The 24,369-nt window shown below is 37.7% G+C and carries 14 protein-coding genes; 6 read left to right on the top strand and 8 right to left on the bottom strand.

The genetic code is table 11. The features are described 5' to 3' along the window. Positions 1-6: 6 nt before the first annotated feature. A complete protein-coding gene (locus AC1DDK_RS04465) occupies positions 7-2,100 on the bottom strand; it encodes a TonB-dependent receptor plug domain-containing protein (protein WP_477633857.1) in 2,094 nt (697 codons plus the stop codon). 208 nt (positions 2,101-2,308) lie between these two features. Between AC1DDK_RS04465 and AC1DDK_RS04470 the strand changes: the two genes are divergently transcribed. After that, a complete protein-coding gene (locus AC1DDK_RS04470; RefSeq protein WP_172661010.1) occupies positions 2,309-3,352 on the top strand; it encodes a hypothetical protein in 1,044 nt (347 codons plus the stop codon). A 53-nt stretch (positions 3,353-3,405) separates the two neighbouring features. On the opposite strand, the gene AC1DDK_RS04475 is transcribed toward AC1DDK_RS04470, so the two are convergent. Further along, positions 3,406-3,882, bottom strand: a complete 477-nt coding sequence (locus AC1DDK_RS04475) for a DUF6702 family protein (protein WP_172661011.1) — start codon at positions 3,880-3,882, stop codon at positions 3,406-3,408. 70 nt (positions 3,883-3,952) lie between these two features. Here AC1DDK_RS04475 and AC1DDK_RS04480 point away from each other — a divergent pair, with 70 nt between their 5' ends. Together AC1DDK_RS04480 and AC1DDK_RS04485 are read left to right on the top strand one after the other, a co-directional pair. After that, positions 3,953-4,540 (top strand): HupE/UreJ family protein, encoded by a 588-nt coding sequence (locus tag AC1DDK_RS04480; protein ID WP_288879590.1) that lies wholly within the window; start codon positions 3,953-3,955, stop codon positions 4,538-4,540. A 4-nt stretch (positions 4,541-4,544) separates the two neighbouring features. After that, positions 4,545-6,863: a M1 family metallopeptidase gene (locus AC1DDK_RS04485; protein WP_477611794.1), complete on the top strand. Its 2,319-nt coding sequence runs from the start codon at positions 4,545-4,547 to the stop codon at positions 6,861-6,863. A 49-nt stretch (positions 6,864-6,912) separates the two neighbouring features. Here the strand turns inward: AC1DDK_RS04485 and AC1DDK_RS04490 are convergent, their stop codons facing one another. From AC1DDK_RS04490 to AC1DDK_RS04505, 4 genes are all read right to left on the bottom strand, one after another. Continuing rightward, positions 6,913-7,350, bottom strand: coding sequence for a tail fiber domain-containing protein (locus AC1DDK_RS04490; protein ID WP_172661014.1), 438 nt, complete (start codon positions 7,348-7,350; stop codon positions 6,913-6,915). A 51-nt stretch (positions 7,351-7,401) separates the two neighbouring features. Beyond that, positions 7,402-7,701, bottom strand: a complete 300-nt coding sequence (locus AC1DDK_RS04495; RefSeq protein ID WP_172661015.1) for a hypothetical protein — start codon at positions 7,699-7,701, stop codon at positions 7,402-7,404. 137 nt (positions 7,702-7,838) lie between these two features. Then, on the bottom strand, positions 7,839-10,874 hold the full coding sequence (locus tag AC1DDK_RS04500) for a DNA gyrase/topoisomerase IV subunit A (protein WP_337715869.1): 3,036 nt from the start codon (positions 10,872-10,874) through the stop codon (positions 7,839-7,841). A 149-nt stretch (positions 10,875-11,023) separates the two neighbouring features. Beyond that, positions 11,024-11,512, bottom strand: a complete 489-nt coding sequence (locus AC1DDK_RS04505) for a cytidine deaminase (protein ID WP_172661017.1) — start codon at positions 11,510-11,512, stop codon at positions 11,024-11,026. Positions 11,513-11,682: 170 nt separating this feature from the next. Between AC1DDK_RS04505 and AC1DDK_RS04510 the strand changes: the two genes are divergently transcribed. The 3 genes from AC1DDK_RS04510 to AC1DDK_RS04520 are packed head-to-tail and all read left to right on the top strand — an operon-like array spanning position 11,683 to position 20,124. Continuing rightward, on the top strand, positions 11,683-16,794 hold the full coding sequence (locus AC1DDK_RS04510; RefSeq protein ID WP_477633858.1) for a translocation/assembly module TamB domain-containing protein: 5,112 nt from the start codon (positions 11,683-11,685) through the stop codon (positions 16,792-16,794). After that, positions 16,760-19,078: a translocation and assembly module lipoprotein TamL gene (gene tamL / locus AC1DDK_RS04515; RefSeq protein WP_246269550.1), complete on the top strand. Its 2,319-nt coding sequence runs from the start codon at positions 16,760-16,762 to the stop codon at positions 19,076-19,078. The genes AC1DDK_RS04510 and tamL overlap by 35 nt, the downstream gene beginning before the upstream one ends. 8 nt (positions 19,079-19,086) lie before the next feature. Then, the gene (locus AC1DDK_RS04520; protein ID WP_172661019.1) at positions 19,087-20,124 is read left to right on the top strand and encodes a YihY/virulence factor BrkB family protein; all 1,038 of its coding nucleotides are present in this window, start codon (positions 19,087-19,089) and stop codon (positions 20,122-20,124) included. On the opposite strand, the gene AC1DDK_RS04525 is transcribed toward AC1DDK_RS04520, so the two are convergent. Together AC1DDK_RS04525 and AC1DDK_RS04530 are read right to left on the bottom strand one after the other, a co-directional pair. Continuing rightward, entirely contained in the window at positions 20,121-22,241 is a 2,121-nt protein-coding gene (locus AC1DDK_RS04525) for an ATP-binding protein (RefSeq protein ID WP_172661020.1), read from the bottom strand. The two genes, AC1DDK_RS04520 and AC1DDK_RS04525, sit on opposite strands and share 4 nt — an antisense overlap. 122 nt (positions 22,242-22,363) lie before the next feature. Then, positions 22,364-24,265, bottom strand: coding sequence for a DNA topoisomerase IV subunit B (locus tag AC1DDK_RS04530; protein ID WP_477633859.1), 1,902 nt, complete (start codon positions 24,263-24,265; stop codon positions 22,364-22,366). Between the last annotated feature and the right edge of the window lie 104 nt (positions 24,266-24,369).

Raw genomic sequence — 24,369 nt, forward strand, 5'->3', positions numbered from 1 at the left:
AATAATCTAATTCTTGTTCCAATTAAAACTTAACCCTACAACATATGAGCGTCCATAATTCAATGGAACCGGGCCACCCGTTGAGTGTGCCGAACCAGTTGCAACTGATGTGCTGCTAATGGTAGTTACATCGAACAGGTTTTTAACTCCTGCATTCAGATTAAGAGATTTRAATATCTTTTTATTGATCATCAGATCTGCTGTACTATAAGAACCGGTTTTCTCAAGTGTTACCTGCTMTATTCCATTGTTCGTATTGAGCTGATAAAAAGGCCTTCTTCCTGAAAATTTATAGGCCAGATTTACAGTTGCACCAATTCTGGAAAAGGTGTAAGTGATGTTGCTGTTCACCTCAGGAGTCCATGCAAATTCATCAGATTCACCAGGTTTTGGAGCATCGGCTACGAAACGGTTATTAATACCGATATAGGAAAGGCCCAGAGAAACCTGAAAATCATTAAGCGTTAAAGTATTTTCAAAAGTTCCTCCAGTTGTTTTGTAGCGAGAAACGTTTATAAGAGTAGTAATTGTAGGATCAGCAGCAGAAAGGCCAAAATCTATTCTGTTTCTGAAAGTATTATAAAAGCCACTTACAACTGAGCGGAAATCAGCATTTTCATTATGCGACCTGGTAAAAGTCAGCGATCCGGTCAAACTATGTGACTGTTCTGCTTTAAGGTTTTCGTTTCCTAAAATAGAATGGCTGGCATCAAAGAAATCGTAATAAAGTTCGCGTAAGGCAGGCGAGCGGAAACCACTTGCATAACCCAAACGCAAATCAAGATCTTTATTTAACCTGAATTTTGTATTAAGTGATGGAATTACAGGGGGGGCATCGTAAACTGAGTTTTTAATAAAGCGGGCACCCGGTCTTATGGTTATACCATCTGTAACCTTCCACTCAGAAGATATAAAGAAAGCATAATCATGAATAGAGGGATCTCCTTTAATCCTTGCTCCACTTGAACCATCCAGATTAATCTCGATACCAGGTTGAAAAGACCATTGGTCTGATAACCTATACTGAGCTGTTGCTCGGACCGATGTAGATTGGAATTTAGATACATCTTGTTCGCCGGCACCGGTAGACAATTCTTCCTTTCCTGTAGAATAGTCATGCAGCACACTTCTGGTAGTACGTTTTAAGTTGGAATAACCAAGTATTCCACTAAGCTGCAATTTCTCAGTTAGCTTATAATCGCTTTGTATTTGCTGGGTATATCTATTGGTGATGTATTTTTGATTAACAGACTTAAAAATGTTTGGGTTATAGCCACCCTTGCTTAAAATAGTCTCATCAGCATAATCCATTCGGTACCATACATTTAACTTATCACTATTATAACCCAGACGGCCATTTCCCAACCATTGCTCTTTAGGTTTCCACCTATTAATATCAGCAGCGATCTGCGCTGCAGTAGCCAAAGCAGGTGCACTGTTAAAACCATTAAAATCGTTATGGGTTACACCTCCAAGAACACTCCAACGCTTATTTTGCCAGCTTGCTCCTACGTGTTGCAAGTGGGAACCTTTTTTACTGAACGCTGAGTACTCATCCCCCACTGTTTCCTCTTGCACCCTCGCATTAAGGCTTAATGTTTCTTTAACTGCTTTTTTTGTAATGATATTGATTACACCAGCAAGTGCATCGGTACCATAAGAAACCGAGAGTGGCCCTTCTACTATCTCTATGCGCTCAATGGAGTTGATGTCTATTTGGTTTAAACTTTCTCTGGTATCTCCCCTGTCTATCATTGGCACACCATCTAAAAGGATCTTAACGTTTCTGCCCGACATGCCCATTAAAGTTACGTCGCTTGTACCTAACGCCATGTCGTTAGAAAACCTGAAGCCTAATTCTGTATTTAATACTTGCTGAATATTTGTTGCAGCACGCAAGCGAATACGCTCTGAATTAATAACACGTGTTCTGTAAACTGAATTTCTTAATGATTGAGGTTGATATTCGCCCGTAACTACAACTTCCTTTAGGGAATTAGCTGTGGTATCGCTTTTCAATTCCTTGTCGGCACCTTTATCTTGTGCTTGTGTAGTTGAAACGATAAAAAATACAGCCATTAACAGTAAGCCAATTCTCATTAACAATCTATTTAGAATAATTTTAAATAACACCGCAAGTATAAGAACTTATTTAGACTAATTACAAATAATAAATAGAAATATTTTAATTAACCCTGATAACCAGCTTTTTTATTACTATGTATAGTGGTATACTTGTAAAAAATTTTATTGTTGGCTTGGAACTGACATTTACATCTTATCTTACCATAAAAAACAAGTATAAAAAATGAAATTATCTCATCTAGCAGGGATGCTTTTAGTCGGAATGGCTTCAATTGGTGTATTTATAAGCTGCACCTCGGACGTTAAAAAGGCCAATGGCCAAACAAAAAATGCTCCTGGAGATTCGACAGCAACCGAAACAAAAGAAGATTTGCGGGGACCGATTGACACTGCAAAGTATGATGCAATTATGGCAAAGTTAGCCAATGGTGATACCACTGGTAAATGGCCGGTTAAAAAACAACCATACCCACTTGCAGGTGCTATACTTCCATTTAAACGTATTGTTGTTTATTATGGAAATTTACACTCTAAAAAAATGGGTGCCCTGGGCGAATATGCTCCAAAAGAGATGTGGAAAAGATTGGATGCTGAAGTTAAACATTGGGAAAAAGTTGATCCTACTACTCCCGTACAGCCAGGTTTACATTACATTGCTGCTGTAGCAAGTGGTACGCCGGGCAGAGATGGGAAGTACATTAACCGTATGGCCAACTCACAGATTGACTCTGTATTAAGCATTGCTAAAATGCGTCCTAATACTATTGTATTTCTAGATTTACAGGTAGCACTAAGCAACATCAAGGCTGAATTGCCGCATATAGAAAAATACTTACAATTACCATTTGTGCATCTAGGTATAGATCCTGAGTTTTCTATGAAAGATGGTTCGCTTCCAGGTAAAAAAATCGGAACTTACGATGCTGCCGATATCAACTATGTTTCTCAGTATTTAACTAATCTTGTAAAGAAATATAACTTGCCTCCAAAAGTATTTGTGGTTCACCGTTTCACAAAAAAGATGGTTACCAATTCTCAAAACATAAAACTTCGTCCGGAAGTTCAAATTGTAATGCATATGGACGGATGGGGTGAGCCAGAACTTAAAAAAGGAACTTACCGTCACTTTATTTTCTCTGAGCCTGTTCAGTTTACGGGCTTCAAATTGTTCTATAAAAATGATTTGAAAAAAGATCCTAAGCGCTTAATGACTCCAGAGGAATTGATGAAATTGAAACCAGTTCCGGTTTACATTCAATACCAGTAAACTGTGTAAAGATTTAATTAAAAGGGAGCAGTTGCTCCCTTTTTTATTTAGGATTAATAAGAAAACGCGACTGATTTTTCCGGGTTATCAAGTTTGGTACTTTTTCGCTTTCCATTAACTGTAGCATGAATCATATTGATCTGTGAATCGTGCTGTTCAAACAGTATGTCGTTTTGAATCTCTAGCTTTTCGATGCTTTCTATTTTTTCACTTTCAAAATAGCACCATGCGGCATCCTCTTCAATTTGATATCCCAGGTACTTTAGCGTAAGCGATTTATTATTAGCCTTAATCTGCAGGTGGCTTTTTATGTAATCGGAAATAAGCCCGTCTACCTGTTTACGATCTTTAGGCTTCAAAATATTGATACTTGTTTTATAACGCTTATCAAGCGCATTTTCAAAATCATCAAAAAATACACGCACACTTACCTGAACAGTTTTTGTTTTTTGATTATGATCTATCTCGGTTACGCTAACGTAAAATGGATGAAAAATATTTAACCAAAAAAATAAAATAAGTTGTAACATTTTGTATAGGTAGATATAAAATAGAATATTTCTTGCTATTCTGTATTCAAAATTACAACTTTAAACTATAATGCAAGATTTCAATCTCTATTTTGATCTTGGCTGGCACCATATTTTAGACTGGAAAGGCTACGATCATATACTTTTCTTACTTGCTCTTTGTGGTGTATACACCCTCTCCGATTGGAAAAGAGTACTAATTTTGGTTACCGCATTTACCGTTGGCCACAGCATAACTTTAGCCCTAAGTGTGTTAAATGTTGTGCACGTAAACACCGCACTTATAGAATTTTTAATTCCGGTTACAATTATGATAACTGCGTTAGCCAACATCCTTAATAAAAAGCCCAAGCCCAAGGCCATAAGGTTAAAATATACATTAGCACTCATCTTTGGACTAATACATGGCATGGGTTTCTCAAATTACTTAAAAAGTCTGCTTGGCAAAACTACCAACATCGTTGTGGAGTTACTTGCCTTTAACCTTGGGCTGGAATTTGGGCAGATACTAATCGTTTTCGGTGTACTCATACTTTCATTTATCCTTATTATGATCGTAAAAATTAAGCGGTGGGACTGGAATTTCTTCCTTTCATCCGCTATATTTGGTATATCATTTGTAGTGGCCGCCGAACGGTTACCTGCAATCCTTAACTAACAAAATGAAGAAACCGTTACTTCTAACTGCCGCATTGTTTTTCAATGTCGGTATATACGCACAATCATTAAATAATCCGGGTTCAAACCACGGTAATAAATTTGAACAGCTAGGCACAATCCTTTCTGATCCAAACTATTACCGCTCTGCATCTGGCGCACCCGGCCCTGCATATTGGCAGCAAAGGGCAGATTATGAGATTAATGCAGAACTGGATGAAAAGAACCTGCGTTTAAATGGATCTGAAACGATCACTTATTATAATAATTCGCCAGATCCTTTAAGTTATTTGTGGGTTCAGCTTGACGAGAATCAGAACAAAGCTACAAGCGACAATAAGCTTACACAAACCAGCAAAATAAAAGAGAAGATGACATTAGATGACTTCTCTGATATTATTGGCCGCGATGATGATCTTGGTGTTAAGATCATTAAAATTACCGATGAGAAGGGCACTCCTCTTCCCTACGTGATTAACAACACCATGTTACGGATTGATTTGCCTGTCGTGCTTAAACCTAAGGAAAAGTATAAATTAAAAATAACGTGGAATTACAACATCTCTGATCGTAAGATTGTACATGGAAGAGGTGGATATGAGTATTTTCCTCAAGACGACAATTATTTGTTTACCATTACACAATGGTTTCCGCGTATGGCTGTTTATTCTGATTTCCAGGGATGGCAAAACAAGCAATTCGAGGGCAGAGGAGAGTTTGCCTTGGTTTTTGGAAACTACAAGGTGAACCTGACTGTTCCGGCAGACCACATAGTTGGTGCAACAGGCGAATGCCAGAACTATCCACAGGTTTTAAGCGCAACCAGCTTAAGGAGATGGAATGAAGCACAAACAGCAAAAGCTCCTCTGGAAATTATAAATCTTAGTGAAGCAAAATCCGCTATTACAAAAAAGGCAACCGGGAAAAAGACATGGACTTATGTGGCCGAAAATGTAAGGGATTTTGCATGGGTATCTTCAAGAAGATTGGTTTGGGATGCTATGGCAACTTATATCGACGGAAAAAAAACAATGGCCATGTCTTATTATGGCCCCGAAGCTTACCCGATATACAGCAGGTATTCGACCAAGGTGGTTGCGCATACTTTAAAATCGTATTCTAAACACACCATTCCCTATCCATATCCTGTTGCAATATCTGTTGAAGCCTCCAATGCAATGGAATATCCTATGATTTGCTTTAATCATGGCCGTGCAGAAAAAGATGGTTCATACACGGAGTCACTTAAATATGGTGTAATCAGTGTAATTATTCATGAGGTGGGTCATAATTTTTTCCCCATGATTGTAAACTCCGACGAAAGACAATGGACCTGGATGGATGAGGGCCTAAATACTTTTTGCCAGTTTATGGCAGAGCAGGAATGGGACAATAATTATCCCTCTCAACGAGGACCAGCACATAAGATTGTAGACTACATGAAAATGCCGAAAGACCAGCTGGAGCCGATTATGACTAATTCCGAGAACATTGTAAATTTTGGCCCTAATGCTTATGCTAAACCAGCCACAGCGCTAAACATTTTAAGAGAAACCATAATGGGCAGGGAGCTTTTTGATTATTCTTTTAAAGAGTATGCAAAGCGATGGGCATTTAAACACCCTACTCCTGCCGATTTGTTCAGAACAATGGAAGATGCTTCGGCAGTTGACCTTGACTGGTTTTGGAGAGGTTGGTTCTTTAGTACTGATCCCGTAGACATTTCATTGAACGAGGTGCGCTATTATCGCATGAACAGCATGAAACAAGCAGTTGAAAATGCAGAAAGCAAGAAAGCATATGAAAAAGACAACAAATATCTGGGCCGAGAACGCAATAAGGCCGAGGGTATAAAGTTTGCCATTGAGCAAGACACAAGTTTGCTTGATTTTTATAATAAGTTTGATCGCTTTGAAGTAAGCAAAACGGCCGACGAGCAATTTCAAAACTATTATAACTCGTTAGGTACTGAAGAGAAAAAAATCTATGAGAGCAAAAAGAACTTTTACGAACTCGAATTCTCGAACCTAGGTGGTTTAGTGATGCCATTGATCATTGAATGGACATTTAAGGATGGCAGTAAAGAAACAGATAGAATTCCTGCCTATGTATGGAGAAAGAATGAAAACAAGATAACCAAAGTTTTTGCTAAGGATAAGGAAGTTGTTTCAGTACAGTTAGATCCAAATAGAGAAACTGCCGATATTGATGAGAGCAATAACTCCTGGCCAAGAAAAAGCCAGTCTACCAGGTTTGAATTGTTTAAGGAGCAACAGATGCCTGCAACAAACCCAATGCAGCAATCTAAAAACAGAATTAATTAAAAAGCCATCTTTCGATGGCTTTTTCAAAGATACTAAAACAAAAAACTACCTATTTAGACTTCTCTTTCAAGAGGTTTAATTCTTTTTTGAGCAACTCAATTTCTGCCTGCTGCTCTTTAATAGCTGCCACGAGTACGGGAATCAGATTTTCTGATTGCACTTCGCTATATCTTGCAACTTTTGAATTGTTCTTACCCTGGTTGTACATTTTAGTAGCCTCATAAACCATAGCAGGGTATTCTGATTGTACGTTACTGGCGAGGAAGCCGTATTGCTCGCCAGCTGGTAATTTAAGATGTTTGTACTTCTGTACATCGTATTTAAAAGTTACGGGTTGCAGGTTTTTTAAGTGTTCAGTAGAATTAGAAATCTTATCAACGTTTACTTTTAACTCTTGCTCCTCAATTTTTTGTGCATTTACTGAAAATGCAGCTGCGCTTAATAAAATGCCTAATACGGCACCTTTTGATACTAAAGGATATCTCATAAAATAAAATTATTGTGTAATATTTGAATCTTAATTGTAGTGTATTTACAATCAGATTTCAGGAGGGGGGTATGGTAGCGAAATAACCGAGGTAACCGTAGGCGATACAAAGCTATAATTAACCTTTTTTGAGGTTAAGGTATGCGCCAGATCTACAATTGGCTGATGAATAAAAACATCATCCGTAAGCTCCAGATTTTTTAATTCTTTCTCTTCCTCTGAGTTCTCAGAGTCTTGATCAGTATGATGGATCGATACTGTTTGTTTATGGTCGGTTACAGTAAATAACGACACATGCTTTACCAGCAAAAATGAAAGTAAAATAAGAATGCCCGTTAATTTTTTCAACATAAACCTAAGTAGTATCTATCCTTTAATTGTGATGTGTAATCTGACAAATATATTTATMTTATTCAAAATCCGGCAATGCTTAGCCAGAAAATGACAAAAATTTAATGATCAAAATAACGAAGATCAGGACATTAAGACTAAAACAAGCCTAACTGCCCCTTATCGTCAATTTCTATATCGTCAGGGTTAGTGATCTCAAACTTAATTTCTTTTGCCGGAATATCTTTCTCATCCTTCTTTGTCTCTGGGGTTTCTTTAGCCATAGGTTTCGGCTGAGCTTTAGGCTCTTCTTTACCTTCAGGCTTGGCCTTTGATTCTTTTTCTGGCGTTTTAGGTGTTCCCCACGCTTTTTTTGGTTTTCCCTCTGCCGCCTCCTCAGATGGCTTTTCTTCAACCTTTCCTACAGGTTCTTCTTTTGAAACAGGCTTTGGTTCCTTGGCGACAACAAAAGGCTTTTTCGCAACAGGTGATGCCTCCTCTTGTTCGACTTCAGGTTCTTCCGAAACAGCTTCCGGCTCTTCCGGCTCGACATTGCTTTCCTCTACTTCCTGGATATTTTCCTCTTCCCCACTTGTAGCTACATCCGCTGTTGTTTCAGAAGTTTCTCCTTCAGCTTGCTCTTCATTAGCAGACGCATCTGGAATACTGACCTTGCTTTCCAGAACTAATTCCAGTTCTTCATGATTAGAAATACTCACATTTTTTACGTCATGTTGAGTGATCCTGTTTCCGTTAGCCTTTATACCCTTTACATCAATAAACTCTGCTAACACTATTTCTAATGTTTCCGGGATTTGCGTTTTACCTTTAAGTACATCAACCGTTAATACTGCTTCTGGATTGCTGGTCAGGTAAAGGAATCTCGAACCATTCTCTTCACTAATCAGAGTACCTTTTTTACCTACGGCAATTGATTCAAATACAAATCTCTTTATGAAATAATTTTTAGCTTTCCCCTCGTATTGTACAACAGTAAATGGTTTTTCAGGATCAAATTTCTGGATCAGTATCAGATCTGCATCAAAGTGATTGCTCAATTCGAATGTACTCAGCTCATACCATCCCTCTTTATGAACCTGTAATATTTTATCATCACCATCGAATTCACCAAGGTATTTCCCTCTTCCATCAACATTAAGTCTTCTAAGCAAATCGTCATACCATATCTTAAGGCCGGAAAGTGTTGATACTCCTTTTGTTTTTAACAGGATCTTTTTGATAGGATACTTAGATACAATATTACCCTGAGAGGCACGCCCTTTAATCGCTATTTCAGCATAATCAAGGTCAAATTGAAGTTTCTTAAGTTTAGTGTGTGGTTTTAACTGAACCGTAATCACTTCAGCTTCTCCATTTGGGTTGGCTGTAAAATACAATACTTTAGAACCTTTACTTCCTTTGGTGAGGTCATATTCCTTATCGCGGGTTACACCAACTACAGCGAAACGTTTAATGTACGAAACGCCGCTGGCCCCATCTTTATAAACCATGTTATAGATGGTCCGTTCATCACCCTTTTTAAACACCTGTGCATGCAGAATTCCTTTACCAACAAAGGTTTTATCTGCCACCTTGGTGATGATACATTTACCATCTTCTCTGAAGACGATTATTTCATCAATATCGGAACAATCTGCAACAAATTCATCCTTACGCAAACCAGTACCCACAAAACCATCTTCACGGTTCAGGTATAGTTTTACATTGGCTAAAGCCACTTTAGATGCCTCTACCCTATCGAATAAACGAATCTCTGTTTTACGCTCTTTACCTTTACCATACTTATCTCTAAGTTTCTGGAACCAGGCAATGGTATAATCTGTTAGGTGACGAAGGTGATTTTTTACAACTTTGATCTCATCAGCTAAAGCTTTCATCTGATCATCCGCCTTTTTAACGTCAAAGCGGGTAATGCTACTCATTGGTTTATCAATAAGTTTTTTGAAATCTTCCGGCTGAATCTCCCTATACAAATCGGGTTTGAATGGTTCGAATAAAAGATTCAATACCTCAACAACCGTTTCAAAATTACCAGAATTCTCATAGTCCGCATTTTTGTACATGCCCTCCTGAATAAAGATCTTTAGTAGTGAGCTAAAGAATATTCTTTCCTGCAATTCATGCAACTTAATTTCCAATTCTTGTTTTAACAGATTCTTGGTATTATGAGTATTCTCGATAAGGATATCATTAACACTCAAAAACTGAGGTTTATCATCCTTGATAACACAAGTATTTGGAGATATAGAAACTTCGCATGAAGTGAAAGCATACAACGCGTCAATAGTTACATCAGGTGAGATACCAGGAGCAAGATGGATGACAATCTCTACATTCTGTGCCGTATTGTCTTCAATTTTCTTAATCTTGATCTTACCCTTATCGTTAGCAGATAATATGCTATCGATTACAGAACCTGTTGTTGTGCTGTATGGTATTTCGGTTATTACGAGGGTCTTCTTATCTTTTTCTGTAATTTTTGCTCTTACCCTGATTTTACCTCCGCGCATACCTTCGTTATACGCCGAGAAATCGGCCATACCGCCAGTAAAGAAATCAGGGAGAATATTTGGTCTGGTTCCTTTTAAAGATTCGATGGAAGCATCAATCAGTTCCAGAAAATTATGAGGCATAACCTTGGTAGCCAAACCTACCGCAATACCTTCTGCCCCCTGGGCCAATAGCAAAGGAAATTTAACCGGCAAAGTAATGGGTTCGTTGTTACGTCCATCGTAACTCAATTGCCAAACGGTAGTATCTGGATTAAACACTACTTCGTTTGCAAATTTAGACAAGCGCGCTTCGATATAACGGGCCGCAGCGGCACTGTCGCCAGTTACCGGATCACCCCAGTTACCCTGGCAATCTATCAGCAGTTCCTTTTGACCAATTTGCACCATTGCATCGCCAATAGAAGCATCCCCATGAGGGTGATATTTCATGGTATTTCCGATAACATTGGCAGCCTTATTAAAACGTCCATCATCCATCTCTCTTAAAGAGTGCATAATGCGTCGCTGAACCGGTTTTAAACCATCGTTGATGTGTGGAACCGCGCGATCAAGAATTACGTAAGAGGCATAATCGAGGAACCAGTTCTCATAAAGCCCGTTGATAGGGATTACAGTATGTGTACTTTCTTCGTTTATGTTGTTTTCTATTTCGTCGCTCATCAAAAAAGGATTGGATTTTGTAAATATAAGGGTTGGAATGAAATATTAAGAACAGAAGTTTTTAACAGTTCTTAGTTAATAACCTATCTTTTTCGGGTTAATGGACTAGATTTTCATAATTTTCAGGCATTATTTTATGAATTGATGTTTTACCTTTCCAACCGCTCTTCAACAAACACAAAAGGCAATAGATTTTTAATCCCTTTTACTTTTATTATTTCGCCCCCTATACAGTAAAAAAGCACCTCAATTTCCTGCTTTTGCTTCTGTTCAAATTCGGCCATTACCTGCAAGCATGCACCGCACGAGGTAACAGGTTTCTGGATAACAAAATTACTGCTTTTTGCAGTAATTGCCATAGCCTGAACAGCCGCTTCGGGGTAAGCAGCACCAACTGTAAATAGTGCAACGCGCTCTGCACAAAGCCCTGAAGGATAGGCCACATTTTCCTGGTTACTACCAAGAACCAACTGCTTATTACTTAATTTTAAAGCTGCCCCAACCTTAAAATTCGAATAAGGTGAGTATGATGATTTCAATGCCTCTTCGGCCTTTAAACATAATTCCTGATCTGATGCACTTAGCTCATTTAAGGACTTAAAAGTTTGATAGCTAACAACAAAATTTTTCTGATCCATATTTAAACATACGTAATTTTCTAACAATAGATTAACAACAATTTTATCCCTTGATTTAAACAATTTAATTATTTAGATTGTAKATATAAGTAAGAAGCCTAATTTTGACGCCGATGGCATGGTTTTAGTGCTGTAATCATAGATTTAAAACCCTATTAAACGCATTTCAATTGAATATATATATTCGTAAAAGTCTTAAAATCATACTTTGGATAGTAGCAAGCATCATTATGCTGGTTGTCCTTATTGCACTTTCCCTAAACATTCCGGCGGTACAAAATTTTGTAAAGGATAAAGCAATAAATTATTTAAAGGATAAAACCAAAACTGAGGTAAGTCTGGAGAGTATAAAAATTGCATTACCAAAGGATGTGGTGCTGAATAAATTTTATATTGAAGATAGAAAAGGAGACACCCTGCTATATGCACAAAAACTTTCTGTAGACATTAACTTATTTAAACTTTTAAGTAATAAGGTAGAGATCAACAATATTTCACTGCAAAAAATAAGGGCCAATGTTACCCGCATAAACCCCGATACCTCATTCAACTTTTCTTTCCTGGTAGATGCGTTTATGTCTGAGCAAGAAAAGCCAGAAGAAGAAGTTGCAAAAGACACCACATCTACTCTCAAATTTTCTATTGAAAAGGTGGCTTTTGAAGACATTGGTATCGTTTATCGTGATGATGTTGCTGGAAATGATGTAAAATTAAACCTGGGTGAGTTTACTGCAAACATAAAAGATTTCGACCTCAATAATCAACACTATGTCATCAAATCTTTAGCCTTAAAAAACACCTCCTTAAAATACCTGCAGCAAAAACCGCTTACACAGTTACAGGCTCACTTACAAAACAGCATAGACACAGCAAAAACAGAATCCGGTAAATTACCACTTGTAGAGATTCAGGACTTTGCTTTCAACAATATAAAAATAGGATTCGACGATCGGATTTCGGGTATGAATGCGGATGTTGATCTGAACAAGCTAGCCTTAACTCAGCTGTTTATTGACCTTACCAATAGCAATTATAAAATTGACGATGCCAAACTAAATGATACCAAAATAAACTTCAGCTCCACAACTAATAAAGCGAATGTTAATGTTAATGACTTGTCTTTAACCAAGCTTCTGGCAGACGTTAAAAATGGCAGGTACAAAATAAATGACGCAAAGCTAAGCAAATCAAATATCCTGTTTGCATTAAAACCGGTTAAACCCGGGAAAGAGACAAAAGCGGATACTGCAGAGAAATCTTCACCCCTGTCATTACTGGTTGACAATATAAGCTTAACTGAGAACAATGTACAGTTTGATAATCTTGGAGCTAAACCTACTAAAGGAATGGACTTTAACCATTTAAAGTTTACCGGCCTTACCTTAGTAGCTGATGCGCTTGGCTATAGTGATACTGGTATAAAAATCAATGTAAAAGAAGGTGTGTTTAAGGAGAAGAGTGGTTTTCAATTATCTAAGCTAAGAGGAGATGTTGTATACTCCGACAAGGCAATTAAGGTGAATAACTTCTTACTAAAAACACCTAATACATCAATAGAAAACGTTACAGAATTAAATTACTCTTCTCTTGATGATTTAACCAAACATCCGGAAAGGGTAAAGCTTTCAATGGTTGTTAAAAACACAACTATTGGCTTAAAAGACGCTGCTTACTTTAGTGATGCGGTCCCGGAAAACTACAGAAATGAGAAGATAAAAGTAAATGCCAATGTTAGTGGCTATATGAATAACCTTGTAATTCCCCGACTGCAGATTTCGGGGTTAAAAAGCACAAACATTGATGTGAGTGGCAGGATAAAAGGACTCCCTGATATGGATAAAGCTTACTTTGACATGAACATCAAAAGGTTTGCAATGACCAAAAAAGATCTTTTGGTAGTTATCCCTAAAAAGACTTTGCCAACCAATATAGAGCTTCCTAATGTGATTGTTGCAAACGGAAAGTTTACCGGTTCAATGACCAATTTCAATACCGGTTTTAACATTAATACCGACATGGGATCGGCTAAGTTACTGGCAAGCATGAAAGGTCCTAAAGGCAAGGAGAGCTATGTTGCCAGTGTAAACCTGAATAATTTTAATGTAGGTAGATTACTTAAACAGCAAGCCCAGTTGGGCAAAATTACGGCTAAAGCCAGCGTTAAAGGAACCGGGCTTGATCCTAAAACTGCCTCGGCACAGTTTAAAGCACAATTAATAAGTGCATACTACAACAAATACACTTATAAGGATCTCTTTTTAAGTGGCGATTTCAAGCAGCAAAAATTGAATCTAAAAGGCAATATGGCCGACACCAATTTGAATTTTAATTTAACCACTGCCGTAAATATTGCGGGCAAATATCCGGCAGTAAAAGCAGACTTGGATTTAAAACAGGTTGATCTACAGAAATTAAATTTCAGTCCAGGTGAGTTTAAGTTAGCGGGGGTAATTAATGCAGATGTAAAAACTGCTGATCCAGATTACCTTAACGGTGATATTTTTGTAAATGGCCTGCAGGTAGTTAAAGATGGCCAACGTTTCAATGTAGACACCATTGTAGTGCATTCTGAAGCGAGCAAAACACACAATATGCTTACCCTTCGTTCTGAGTTTATGCGAGCCAAAATTGATGGTAAATATCAACTTACCAATGTCGGCAGCGCAGTGATTAACCAGATCAATAAATACTATCAATTTGGCGAGGTAACTAAAATCCCTGATCAGCGTTTTAGATTCTACGTAAATTTCTACAATCCTAAAATCCTTCAGAACTTTGTACCGGAACTAACCACCTTTGCCCCTTCCAGAATGAATGGCTTAATTGATACTCAGAAGGATAGTTTACTCATGAATGCCTCTTTTCCTCAGATAGTTTATGGTGGCTACAGGATTGATAGTACTAAACTTAATGTGAACAACACTGAGCAGAAGCTTAATTATAAATTACAAATAAAAAGTTTTCAGAGCTCTGCGGCTAATTTGTTTAATACCGAAATTAGTGGCGACGCTGTAAATAACAACCTTGCTCTCAATATTTATTTAAGAGACAGTAAGCGGAAAGACAAGTATATTTTGGGTGGTAATTTTAAATCGATTAACAAAGACTACCAGTTCAGTTTAGATCCTCAAAAGCTTTTGCTTAATTATGAAAAGTGGGCCATCGCACCTCAAAATTACATTCAGTTTGGTCAGTCGGGTATTATAGCTAATCAATTTAACCTGAGTAAGGGTAATCAGCTCTTAGGGATTAACAGTACTGATACTGTTGCCAACTCTCCTTTAAAAGTTGAATTTAAAGACTTCAAAATAGAAACGCTTACTAAGTTTGCCGAGCAGGACAGTTCTTTGGTTGGTGGTACTATTAATGGCACTATTGATGCAAAGGAGCTTATGGATACACCTAAGTTTGAGGCAAATCTAACAATAGATAGGTTAAGGTATTTGAAAGATGAGTTTGGAACCTTGCGTGTTGCTGTAAACAACAATACAGAGAATGCATATGAAACTAACATTGCCTTATCTGGTGTACACGAGTTAAGGGTTAATGGATTTTACTATACTTCACCACAGAGTGCCCTTGACCTTAACTTAAACATTGATAAAATTGACCTGAAAGCAATAGAGAGTGTGTCAATGGGACAGATTAAGAATGGCACGGGTACAATATCCGGAGAATTGTCTATCAAAGGCMCCMTTGATGCCCCCAAAATTTTAGGCGACGTTAAATTTAACCAGGCCGCATTTACAGCAACTTATGTGAATTCTTATTTCAGAATGCCAAATGAGTCTATAAGTTTTACTGATAAGGGGATAAACTTCAATAGATTTACCATTATAGATTCTTTAAATCAGAAGGCAGTAATAACCGGTGGTGTCCTCACTACTGACTATAAAGATTTTCGGTTCAACATGGACATGAGAACGAACAACTTTAGACTTATGAACTCTACTGCTGCCGATAACGACATGATCTACGGTACTGTTTATGTTACCAGTACCATTAAGGTTCGCGGCGATCTTAACCAGCCTGATGTAGACATGAACGTTAAAGTAGAAGATAAAACTAAGTTCTTCTTTGCTATGCCACCTGATGATCCCTCGGTAATTGATCAGGAAGGTATTGTACAGTTTACAGATTTCAGCGCACCGCCGTTTAATGGTAAAAAGGCACTGAACGTTAGCGATTCCGTAAGCAAAGCTCCAATCAAGGGACTTAATTTAAGTGCTACTATCGACATTGATCCGGATGCAGAATTAAATGTAGTGGTGGATCCATCTAACGGTGATGCACTAAAAGTTAAAGGGCAAGCATCTTTAACAGCAACAATGGACCCTAGCGGCAAGACTAGTTTAACGGGAAGATATCAGGTATCTGATGGCAGTTACAATCTGACTGTTGGTCCTGTTAAAAAGGACTTTAAGCTGCAACAAGGCAGCAGCATTGTATGGACTGGAGATCCTATGGAGGCCAATGTAAACTTAACGGCATTATATGAAGTTAATACAGCTCCTATTGACTTGATAGGTGATCCAACACAATATGAGGCTAAAACCAAACTTCCTTTCCAGGTATACCTGATGATGACGGGTGAACTTTTAAAGCCAAGCATCAAATTTAAATTAGACTTACCAGAAAATGAGCGGGGTGCACTCAATGGTCAGGTATATGCGAAATTACAGAGTGTAAATACGAATGAAAGCGAACTGAACAAGCAGGTATTTGCACTATTGGCGTTCAACAGGTTTATTGCTGACAATCCGTTCCAAAGTCTGGCCGGAGGTAGTAGTGTTTCTTCTATTGCCCGTTCAAGCGTAAGTAAACTATTAACAGAACAATTGAACAATCTTGCATCCGATTTGATAAAGGGTGTAGATATAAACTTTGGTTTAAATTCATCTGAAGACTATTCGGCATCAGGCAGCAAGTCGCAAAAAACAGATCTGGAGATCGGTCTGTCTAAAAAACTCTTGAACGATCGTTTAATTGTTACCGTTGGTAGTTCTTTTGGATTGGAAGGCCCTCAGCAGCAAGGTCAGAGTTCTACCAATATTGCAGGAAATGTTAATGTGGAATACCTTCTTTCCAGTGATGGCAGATACAGGTTAAGAGCTTATAGACGCAATCAGAATGAAGGCGTAATTGAAGGACAGATCATTGAAACAGGGCTTGGATTTGCTTTAGTGGTTGATTACAATAAATTCAGGGAGGTTTTCCAAAACTTCTCTAAAAAGAAAAGATTTAGAAATGAAGAGAGGCGTAAAAATGAGACAACAAATTAAATCCGGCTTATTTATACTTGCATGTTTAATTTTTGGCGCCTGTAGCAGTACCAAAAACCTTAAACCCGGGGAGATTTTATATACCGGTGCCGACATTAACATCAATCCTGATTCAACAGCAAAAATTGACAATCAGAAAGAGGTTAAAGGGGTTTTACTTGATAAAACACGACCTAATCCTAATAAGTCAATTTTAGGCATAAAGTTTAAACTTGCCATGTACAATCTTGCCGGCGAACCTAAAAAATCAAAAGGGATCCGGTATTGGCTCCGCAATAAAGTGGGCGAACCGCCTGTGTTATTAAGCGAGGTAAAAATCCCTTATAACAACGCTGTGCTTAAAAGTTATTTGATTAGTCAGGGGTATCTTCAATCTGAAGTAAACGGAGATACTGTAGTTAGTGGTAAAAAAGGCAAAGCACTTTATACCGTTGTTACCGGTGCGAGATATAAAATTAACAGTGTCGAATTCCCAAAAGATAGCACAGGTATAGTCCAAATCATAAATCAGAATAAAGATAAAACGCTATTAAAAGTAGGCGACAATTATGACCTGGAAACTTATAAAAATGAGCGGATCAGAATAGACAATGATTTAAAGGAACAGGGATATTTTTATTTTAATCCTGATTATTTGATTTTACAGGTTGATAGTACTGTAGGCAAACATCTGGTAGATATCAGAATAAAAGTAAAAGACATTGCCCCTGATGCAGGCCTTAAACCTTATACCATTGATAAAATTAATATCTACCCTAATTATTCTTTAAGAAGAGATAGCGCAATCAGAAATTCAACTCCTGAAGTATACAAGGATTTTAATATTTATGATACACGACACACCTACAAGCCGGGCTTATTTGACCGCTTGGTTTTCTTCAAAAAAGACGAATTGTACAATAGGCGTGATCATAACCAATCTTTAAACAGAATGGTTAACATAGGTATTTTTCAAAATGTTAAAGCAGAATTTTTACCTGTCGACAGTTTTAGAAACAATAAGCTAAACCTTAACATTTTCCTCACCCCTTTAAAGAAAAACTCTCTTTCCTTTTCACTAACCGGAACCAGCAAATCCAATAACTTTGTCGGATCAGAAGCTAAGTTAACTCAAACTACCCGTAACCTTTTTAGAGGTGGCGAGCAGTTGGATGTAAGTGTAAGTGGTGGATTCGAAACCCAGGTAAGCGGGCAGGCCAAAGGACTAAACTCATATTCTTTTACTACTGAAGCAAAGCTTACCTTCCCAAGGTTTATACTCCCTTTCTTTAACTTTAACAGTACCAATGCGTTTATTCCTAAAACCATTGCTTCTTTATCATACCAATCGCTAAACAGAGGTTCCTTATACGGTTTAAATTCCTTTAAAGGAGAGTTTGGATATAACTGGAAAGAGAATTTATATAAAGAACATAGCTTTAACCCTATCTCTATAAATTACGTAACATCTAACGTAACCAATGATACGGCAAGAAGGGATAGTCTCTTTAGTGCAAACCCCGGCTTGGAAAAGAATCTCGAACGCCAGTTTATTATAGGAAGCAACTATAGTTTCACATTTACCAACCAGATGGAGGATTTCAGAAGAAACAATATATATTTCAATGGAACTCTTGAAACTGGTGGAAACGTATGGGGCTTATTTGCAGGAAAAAACGATGAAGGCAAAAAGACTGTATTAGGCATTCCTATCAATCAATTTATACGGGTTGAAACCGATTTTAGAGATTATTATAAAATCACAAAGAACCTGATCTGGGCAAGCCGTTTAAATCTTGGATATGGATATGGATATGGGAACAATACATCTATCCCTTTTGTGCGTCAGTTCTTTGCCGGAGGCAGTAACGATATCCGGGCTTTTGCAGCCAGGTCATTGGGGCCCGGATCTTACAAACTGCCAAACCAAACTAATAACTATACCGACCAAAGTGGGGATATAAAGGCAATGGTTAACACAGAGTTACGTTTTAAATTATTTAGTGTTTTATATGGGGCTCTATTTGCAGATGCCGGGAACGTGTGGTTAAGAAAAGAAGATCCGTTAAGACCAGGGTCAGGCTTTAACTTTAAAGATGCACTTGATGAAATTGCGGTAGGCACCGGTGCCGGCCTCCGGGTAGATGCATCGATCTTCGTTATCCGCTTAGATGTAGCCTTCCCTATCAGAAAACCTTATCTTGAACCTGGAAATCGTTGGGTAATAGATCAGGTAGATTTTGGAAGCAGCACCTGGCGTAAAGAAAATTTAATCTATAACATAGGTATTGGGTATCCTTTTTAATATTGATTATGACATTCTTAAAAAAAGCTATTCATTTTGTTAAAGCAACAGCACATTTATTTATAGCCGCTGGAAAAGGGTTTATGGAAGACAGGGTGATGAAGCTAAGCGCGGCACTAGCCTATTACACCATATTTTCTCTTACCCCACTTATCATTATTATCATTGCTGCAGCAAGTTTGTTTTTAGGTGGAGATATTAAGCATACAATAGAAACCTCTGTAGATGGAACAGTGCAAGAATATAAAATGGATCCGCGAGAGGAACTCTTCTCTGAAATACAAGATTTGGTAGGTCCGGATGCCACTGCTCAACTCAAATCATTCGTAAAACAATCAAACGTTTCGGGAAAAAGTACATTAGGGCTAATTATAGGTATCACTACACTTATTATTGGTGCTACGGCTATGTTCATAGAGATTCAGGACAGTATTAATTTAATCTGGAAAGTAAAGGCTGTACCAAAAAAGGGATGGAAAAAATTAATCACCAACAGACTGCTCTCCTTTTCGCTAATTGCTTCGCTTGGATTTTTGTTACTCGTCTCCCTTGTTATAAATAGTATTGTAGTAGGCATAGGCGACAAACTTGTGGGGCTTGCGTCTAAAGTCGGTGTCGAAAAGGTATCAGAGCTATTTATGCTAATCCTTACCAATGCCTTAACACTGGCAGTTGTAACCTGCATTTTCGCAATTATTTTTAAGGTGTTGCCTGATGTTGATTTAAAATGGAAACCAGCAATTGTTGGGGCCCTGTTTACGGCACTGCTTTTTAGTTTGGGTAAGTATATAATTGGAATCTATATTGAAAAGGGCAACCCTGCATCGGCATTTGGCGCTGCCAGTTCTATAATTGTAATCCTGTTGTGGATCTATTACACCTCTATCATATTATATTTTGGAGCTGAATTTACACAGGCCTATGCAGAACGATATGATAAAGGTATAGCACCAAGTAAATATGCAGTGCATACCAAAATTGTTATTGTAGAAAAAAAGGTGGATGTATTGCCGCCACAGCATCCGGAAGACACAAAGATCCCTTAAATATACTTAAGCATCTGGTCCATCAATTCCTGTTCTAAAAACGGCTTTAGTACCAGATCATTCATTCCTGCTTTTAAGTAGGCTTCTCTGTTTTCCTGCATTACATGGGCAGTTATTCCTAAAATCGGAATTCCGGATTTCGCAAAATCCCCGTTATATCTGATTTCATGTGTAAGCTCTACCCCACCCATCACTGGCATCTGAATATCTGTTAACACAATATTGTAGTCATTCTTCTTGTATAATTCGAGTGCCTGTTTACCATCATAAGCAGAATCATATTCCATGCCCCACCGCTTTAATATTGTTTGAACCAGCAAAATATTCATTTTATTATCATCTACCAGCAGCACCTTCTTTCCTTTCAGCTTCTCAACAGTTGACGTTCCTTTATCAACATGTTGCTCCTCTGCAAATTCTGAAATAAGGTAGGGGATTTCAAAACTAAATACGGAGCCCTTACCAAGTACACTGCTCACATTTATTTTACCACCCTGCAGTTCTACTATCTTTTTACAAATTGCTAATCCCAGTCCAGTTCCCTGAAGTTGTGTTGTAGCCGATGAATAGATTTGCGAGAATTCAAGAAATATCAGATCAAGGTCTTCCCTGGCCATACCTATACCAGTATCCTCTACCTGTACTTTTAGTACCGCCTGTTTTTTCCCATCTATTACCAATTGAACCCGAAGCGTTATTTTCCCTCTTTTTGTGAACTTAATCGCATTGGTTAGCAAATTCATAACAACCTGTTTCAAACGCAAACGGTCGCCAATTAAATAAATATTTTTATCGATAGCTATTTTACTCTCTAATTTCAGATCCTTATTTTCTGCAAGAACATTCATGCTATGAAAAACTTCCGCAATCTCTGATTCCGGAGAGAAAGGCTCAGATTCGATATTTATTACGCCTACTTCATATTTAGAAAAATCTAGAATTTCATTAACCAGTTCGAGCAGCATCTCTGATGAACTGCGTATAGCGTCTACCTGCTCTCTCTGTTCATCATTCAGGTTACTCTTGCCTAGCTGCTCAGAAAATCCAACTACCGAATTTAATGGTGTGCGTATTTCATGGCTCATATTAGCAAGGAAACGACTTTTCGAATGCGAATCTTGAGCTGCCAAACCATTCAGGCTGATCAATAAACTTTCATTCTTATAAAGCTTATATAAATTATATAGAATAATTGCGACTAAACAAACCAACAATAGTGCATCTATCAGTTCCATTCCGCTTAATTTTTTAAGCTCTACTTCAAGCTCTTCGCCCAAAGTAACCCTTCGTTTAGCCACATACTCAATATCATTTTGCTTAAACTCCTTTAATACCGTAATAATATCCTGGATCAGTTTATTATTCAACAACAAAATTGCCTTTTCATTGCTCTTGATTTGGTTATTGTTAGCATAAAGCTTCCGGTAATAGGCTTCTACTTCTTCTAACAATTTGTTATTAAAAGTGGTAACCTCATCTACCACTCCCTCGTTCTTTTTGGTTTTAACAATTGTAACGGCACTATCTTTACTCCCTTTATTGGAAATTGCATCCGCTAATCGGCCAAAGAATTTTTTACGTGGTTTAACTGCTTGTTTAATCGTATCGACGGTTGTTACTGTTTTAAACTTTTTCTTTATTGAACCCAGATTAATTTTTGCCTGGGCACGCCTTTCTTCCAAACCAAGTTTTGAGAACCCGGCAAACAGGCTATCTGTTAACTGCCTAAGTTTCAAATAGCTCTCTGTCTTTAGCTTTTTCTGTTTTACAAGTTCTTTTAAATCCTGATTTTCCGTATTGTTATCGCCTAGGCTATTTAAATCGTTTAAAAGAAGAGAGATTTTATGGATACCGTCTGAGAATTGATTAAGATAATATTTATCTGCAGTTACGGCATACATGCGCGAATTATTCTCTGCCTGATAAAGGGTATAAATACAGGTATCTACTTCCGAATAACTTTTCTGAAGCATCGTTAGCTTCGTAATATCGTGCTTTAGCCCATTAATTTTATTATTCCTGAGGTATAACAGAAAGGCATAAATAAACAATGCAAATATCAAAAATGCTACTACAAAGTAACGGAATGGATCTCTTCTCTTAGCGTTAAACGACATATTATCTTATTATACTGCAGTTTTAATAACTACAGAACTTATCAAACAATTATATCAAAAGGGATCTGATTGAAATACAATAATAAACGAAAATTTTCACATAACCGATACTTTAATAAATCTTAAGCAACATCTAGTGTTGTTTCCTCAGGATCTTCTGCAATAACGAGTTCTTCGGGCAATAATTCCTCTATAGTATCTTTCTCTACMCTAAGGTTTCTAATGATGTGTTGTTGCCTGTCCGGGGTATTTTTACCCATATAATATTCCAAAAGATTTTTAATGGTCTGATCCTTTAAGATTACTGGATCTAACCTGATATCCTTACCTATAAAAAGTCCGAATTCATCTGGCGAGATTTCACCTAAACCTTTAAATCGGGTAATTTCAGGTTTGTTACCAAGCTTCTCAATTGCACGCTTTCTTTCATCGTCGCTATAGCAATAAATCGTTTCCTTTTTATTACGAACCCTAAACAATGGCGTTTGCAAAATGTAAACATGGCCTGCACGCACAAGATCAGGAAAAAACTGAAGAAAAAAGGTCATCATTAACAACCTGATGTGCATACCGTCAACATCGGCATCAGTAGCAATTACAATATTATTGTAATGCAAGCCTTCCAACCCGTCTTCAATATTCAATGCATGTTGCAACAGGTTGAACTCTTCATTTTCATATACCACCTTTTTAGTAAGCTCATAACAATTCAGAGGCTTACCCTTAAGACTAAAAACTGCCTGGCAATCTACATCTCTGGATTTAGTGATAGAACCGGAAGCAGAATCACCCTCGGTAATAAACAAAGTAGTCTCGTATCTCTTATCGTGATTACTGTTAAAGTGGACTTTACAGTCTCTTAGTTTCTTGTTGTGTAAAGATGCTTTTTTTGCCCTATCGTTAGCCAGCTTCTTGATGCCTGCAATATCTTTACGCTCTCTTTCAGACTGCAGGATTCTTTTCAACAATGCATCAGATACATCAGAATGTTTGTGCAGATAATCATCAAGTTCCTTTTTAACAAAGTCGTTAATGAATGTTCTTACCGAAGGCCCCTCGGGGCCCATATTCTGAGACCCAAGTTTGGTTTTAGTCTGCGATTCAAAAACAGGTTCCTGCACCCTAACAGAAATTGCAGCAATAATGGATGCCCTGATGTCAGAAGCATCATATTCTTTTTTATAGAACTCTCTTATCGTTTTTACCACTGCCTCACGGAATGCAGCCTGATGCGTACCGCCTTGCGTAGTATGCTGACCGTTAACAAAAGAGTGATAATCCTCACCGTATTGTTGTCCGTGAGTCATTGCAATTTCAATATCATTACCTTTTAAGTGAATGATAGGATAGCGTAATTCATCGGCTTTGTTAAATTTAGAAAGCAGGTCGTACAACCCCCTTTCCGAGAAGTATTTTTGATTATTAAAATTGACTGTAAGGCCTGTATTCAGGAACACATAGTTCCAGATCATACTCTCTACAAAATCAGAAATGTAGTGGTAGTTTCTAAAAATAGTCTCATCCGGATAAAAAGTAATTGCTGTACCATTGCGCTGAGTAGTTTCAATAATATCATTCTCCAAAACAATTTCACCTTTAGAGAATTCTACTTTTTTCGTTTTCCCATCACGATAAGACTGAACCACAAAATTGGTAGAGAGCGCATTTACCGCCTTAGTACCCACACCATTTAACCCTACAGATTTTTGGAAGGCATTACTATCATACTTACCACCGGTGTTTATTTTAGATACGCAGTCTATTACCTTACCCAAAGGAATACCCCTACCGTAATCCCTAACATTAACCTTGTGTTCGGATACCGTAATTTCAATTGTTCTGCCAGATCCCATCACAAACTCATCAATTGAGTTATCCACAATTTCTTTCAGCAAAACATAAATCCCATCGTCCTGTGCAGATCCATCGCCCAGTTTACCAATGTACATACCGGGACGTAATCTGATGTGCTCTTTCCAATCGAGGGAGCGTATACTATCTTCGTTATAATTCGGTTCAGCCATGATGTAAGTAAGTATAATACAAAAATACTATAATGCAGTAAATTTACTCGAATAAGCTGGGGAATCAATTACAAAGTTTCAACAAATGCACATTTTCATGTATA

Source organism: Pedobacter sp. 05T44 (assembly GCF_056395985.1).

Bases quoted from the DNA above. Each gene is read 5' to 3' on its own strand.
- AC1DDK_RS04520 (WP_172661019.1), top strand. From the start codon at position 19,087: ATGACATTCTTAAAAAAAGCTATTCATTTTGTTAAAGCAACAGCACAT.
- AC1DDK_RS04495 (WP_172661015.1), bottom strand. From the start codon at position 7,701: ATGTTGAAAAAATTAACGGGCATTCTTATTTTACTTTCATTTTTGCTG.
- AC1DDK_RS04505 (WP_172661017.1), bottom strand. From the start codon at position 11,512: ATGGATCAGAAAAATTTTGTTGTTAGCTATCAAACTTTTAAGTCCTTA.
- AC1DDK_RS04475 (WP_172661011.1), bottom strand. From the start codon at position 3,882: ATGTTACAACTTATTTTATTTTTTTGGTTAAATATTTTTCATCCATTT.
- AC1DDK_RS04470 (WP_172661010.1), top strand. From the start codon at position 2,309: ATGAAATTATCTCATCTAGCAGGGATGCTTTTAGTCGGAATGGCTTCA.
- AC1DDK_RS04490 (WP_172661014.1), bottom strand. From the start codon at position 7,350: ATGAGATATCCTTTAGTATCAAAAGGTGCCGTATTAGGCATTTTATTA.
- AC1DDK_RS04525 (WP_172661020.1), bottom strand. From the start codon at position 22,241: ATGTCGTTTAACGCTAAGAGAAGAGATCCATTCCGTTACTTTGTAGTA.
- tamL (WP_246269550.1), top strand. From the start codon at position 16,760: ATGAAGAGAGGCGTAAAAATGAGACAACAAATTAAATCCGGCTTATTT.
- AC1DDK_RS04485 (WP_477611794.1), top strand. From the start codon at position 4,545: ATGAAGAAACCGTTACTTCTAACTGCCGCATTGTTTTTCAATGTCGGT.
- AC1DDK_RS04500 (WP_337715869.1), bottom strand. From the start codon at position 10,874: ATGAGCGACGAAATAGAAAACAACATAAACGAAGAAAGTACACATACT.
- AC1DDK_RS04480 (WP_288879590.1), top strand. From the start codon at position 3,953: ATGCAAGATTTCAATCTCTATTTTGATCTTGGCTGGCACCATATTTTA.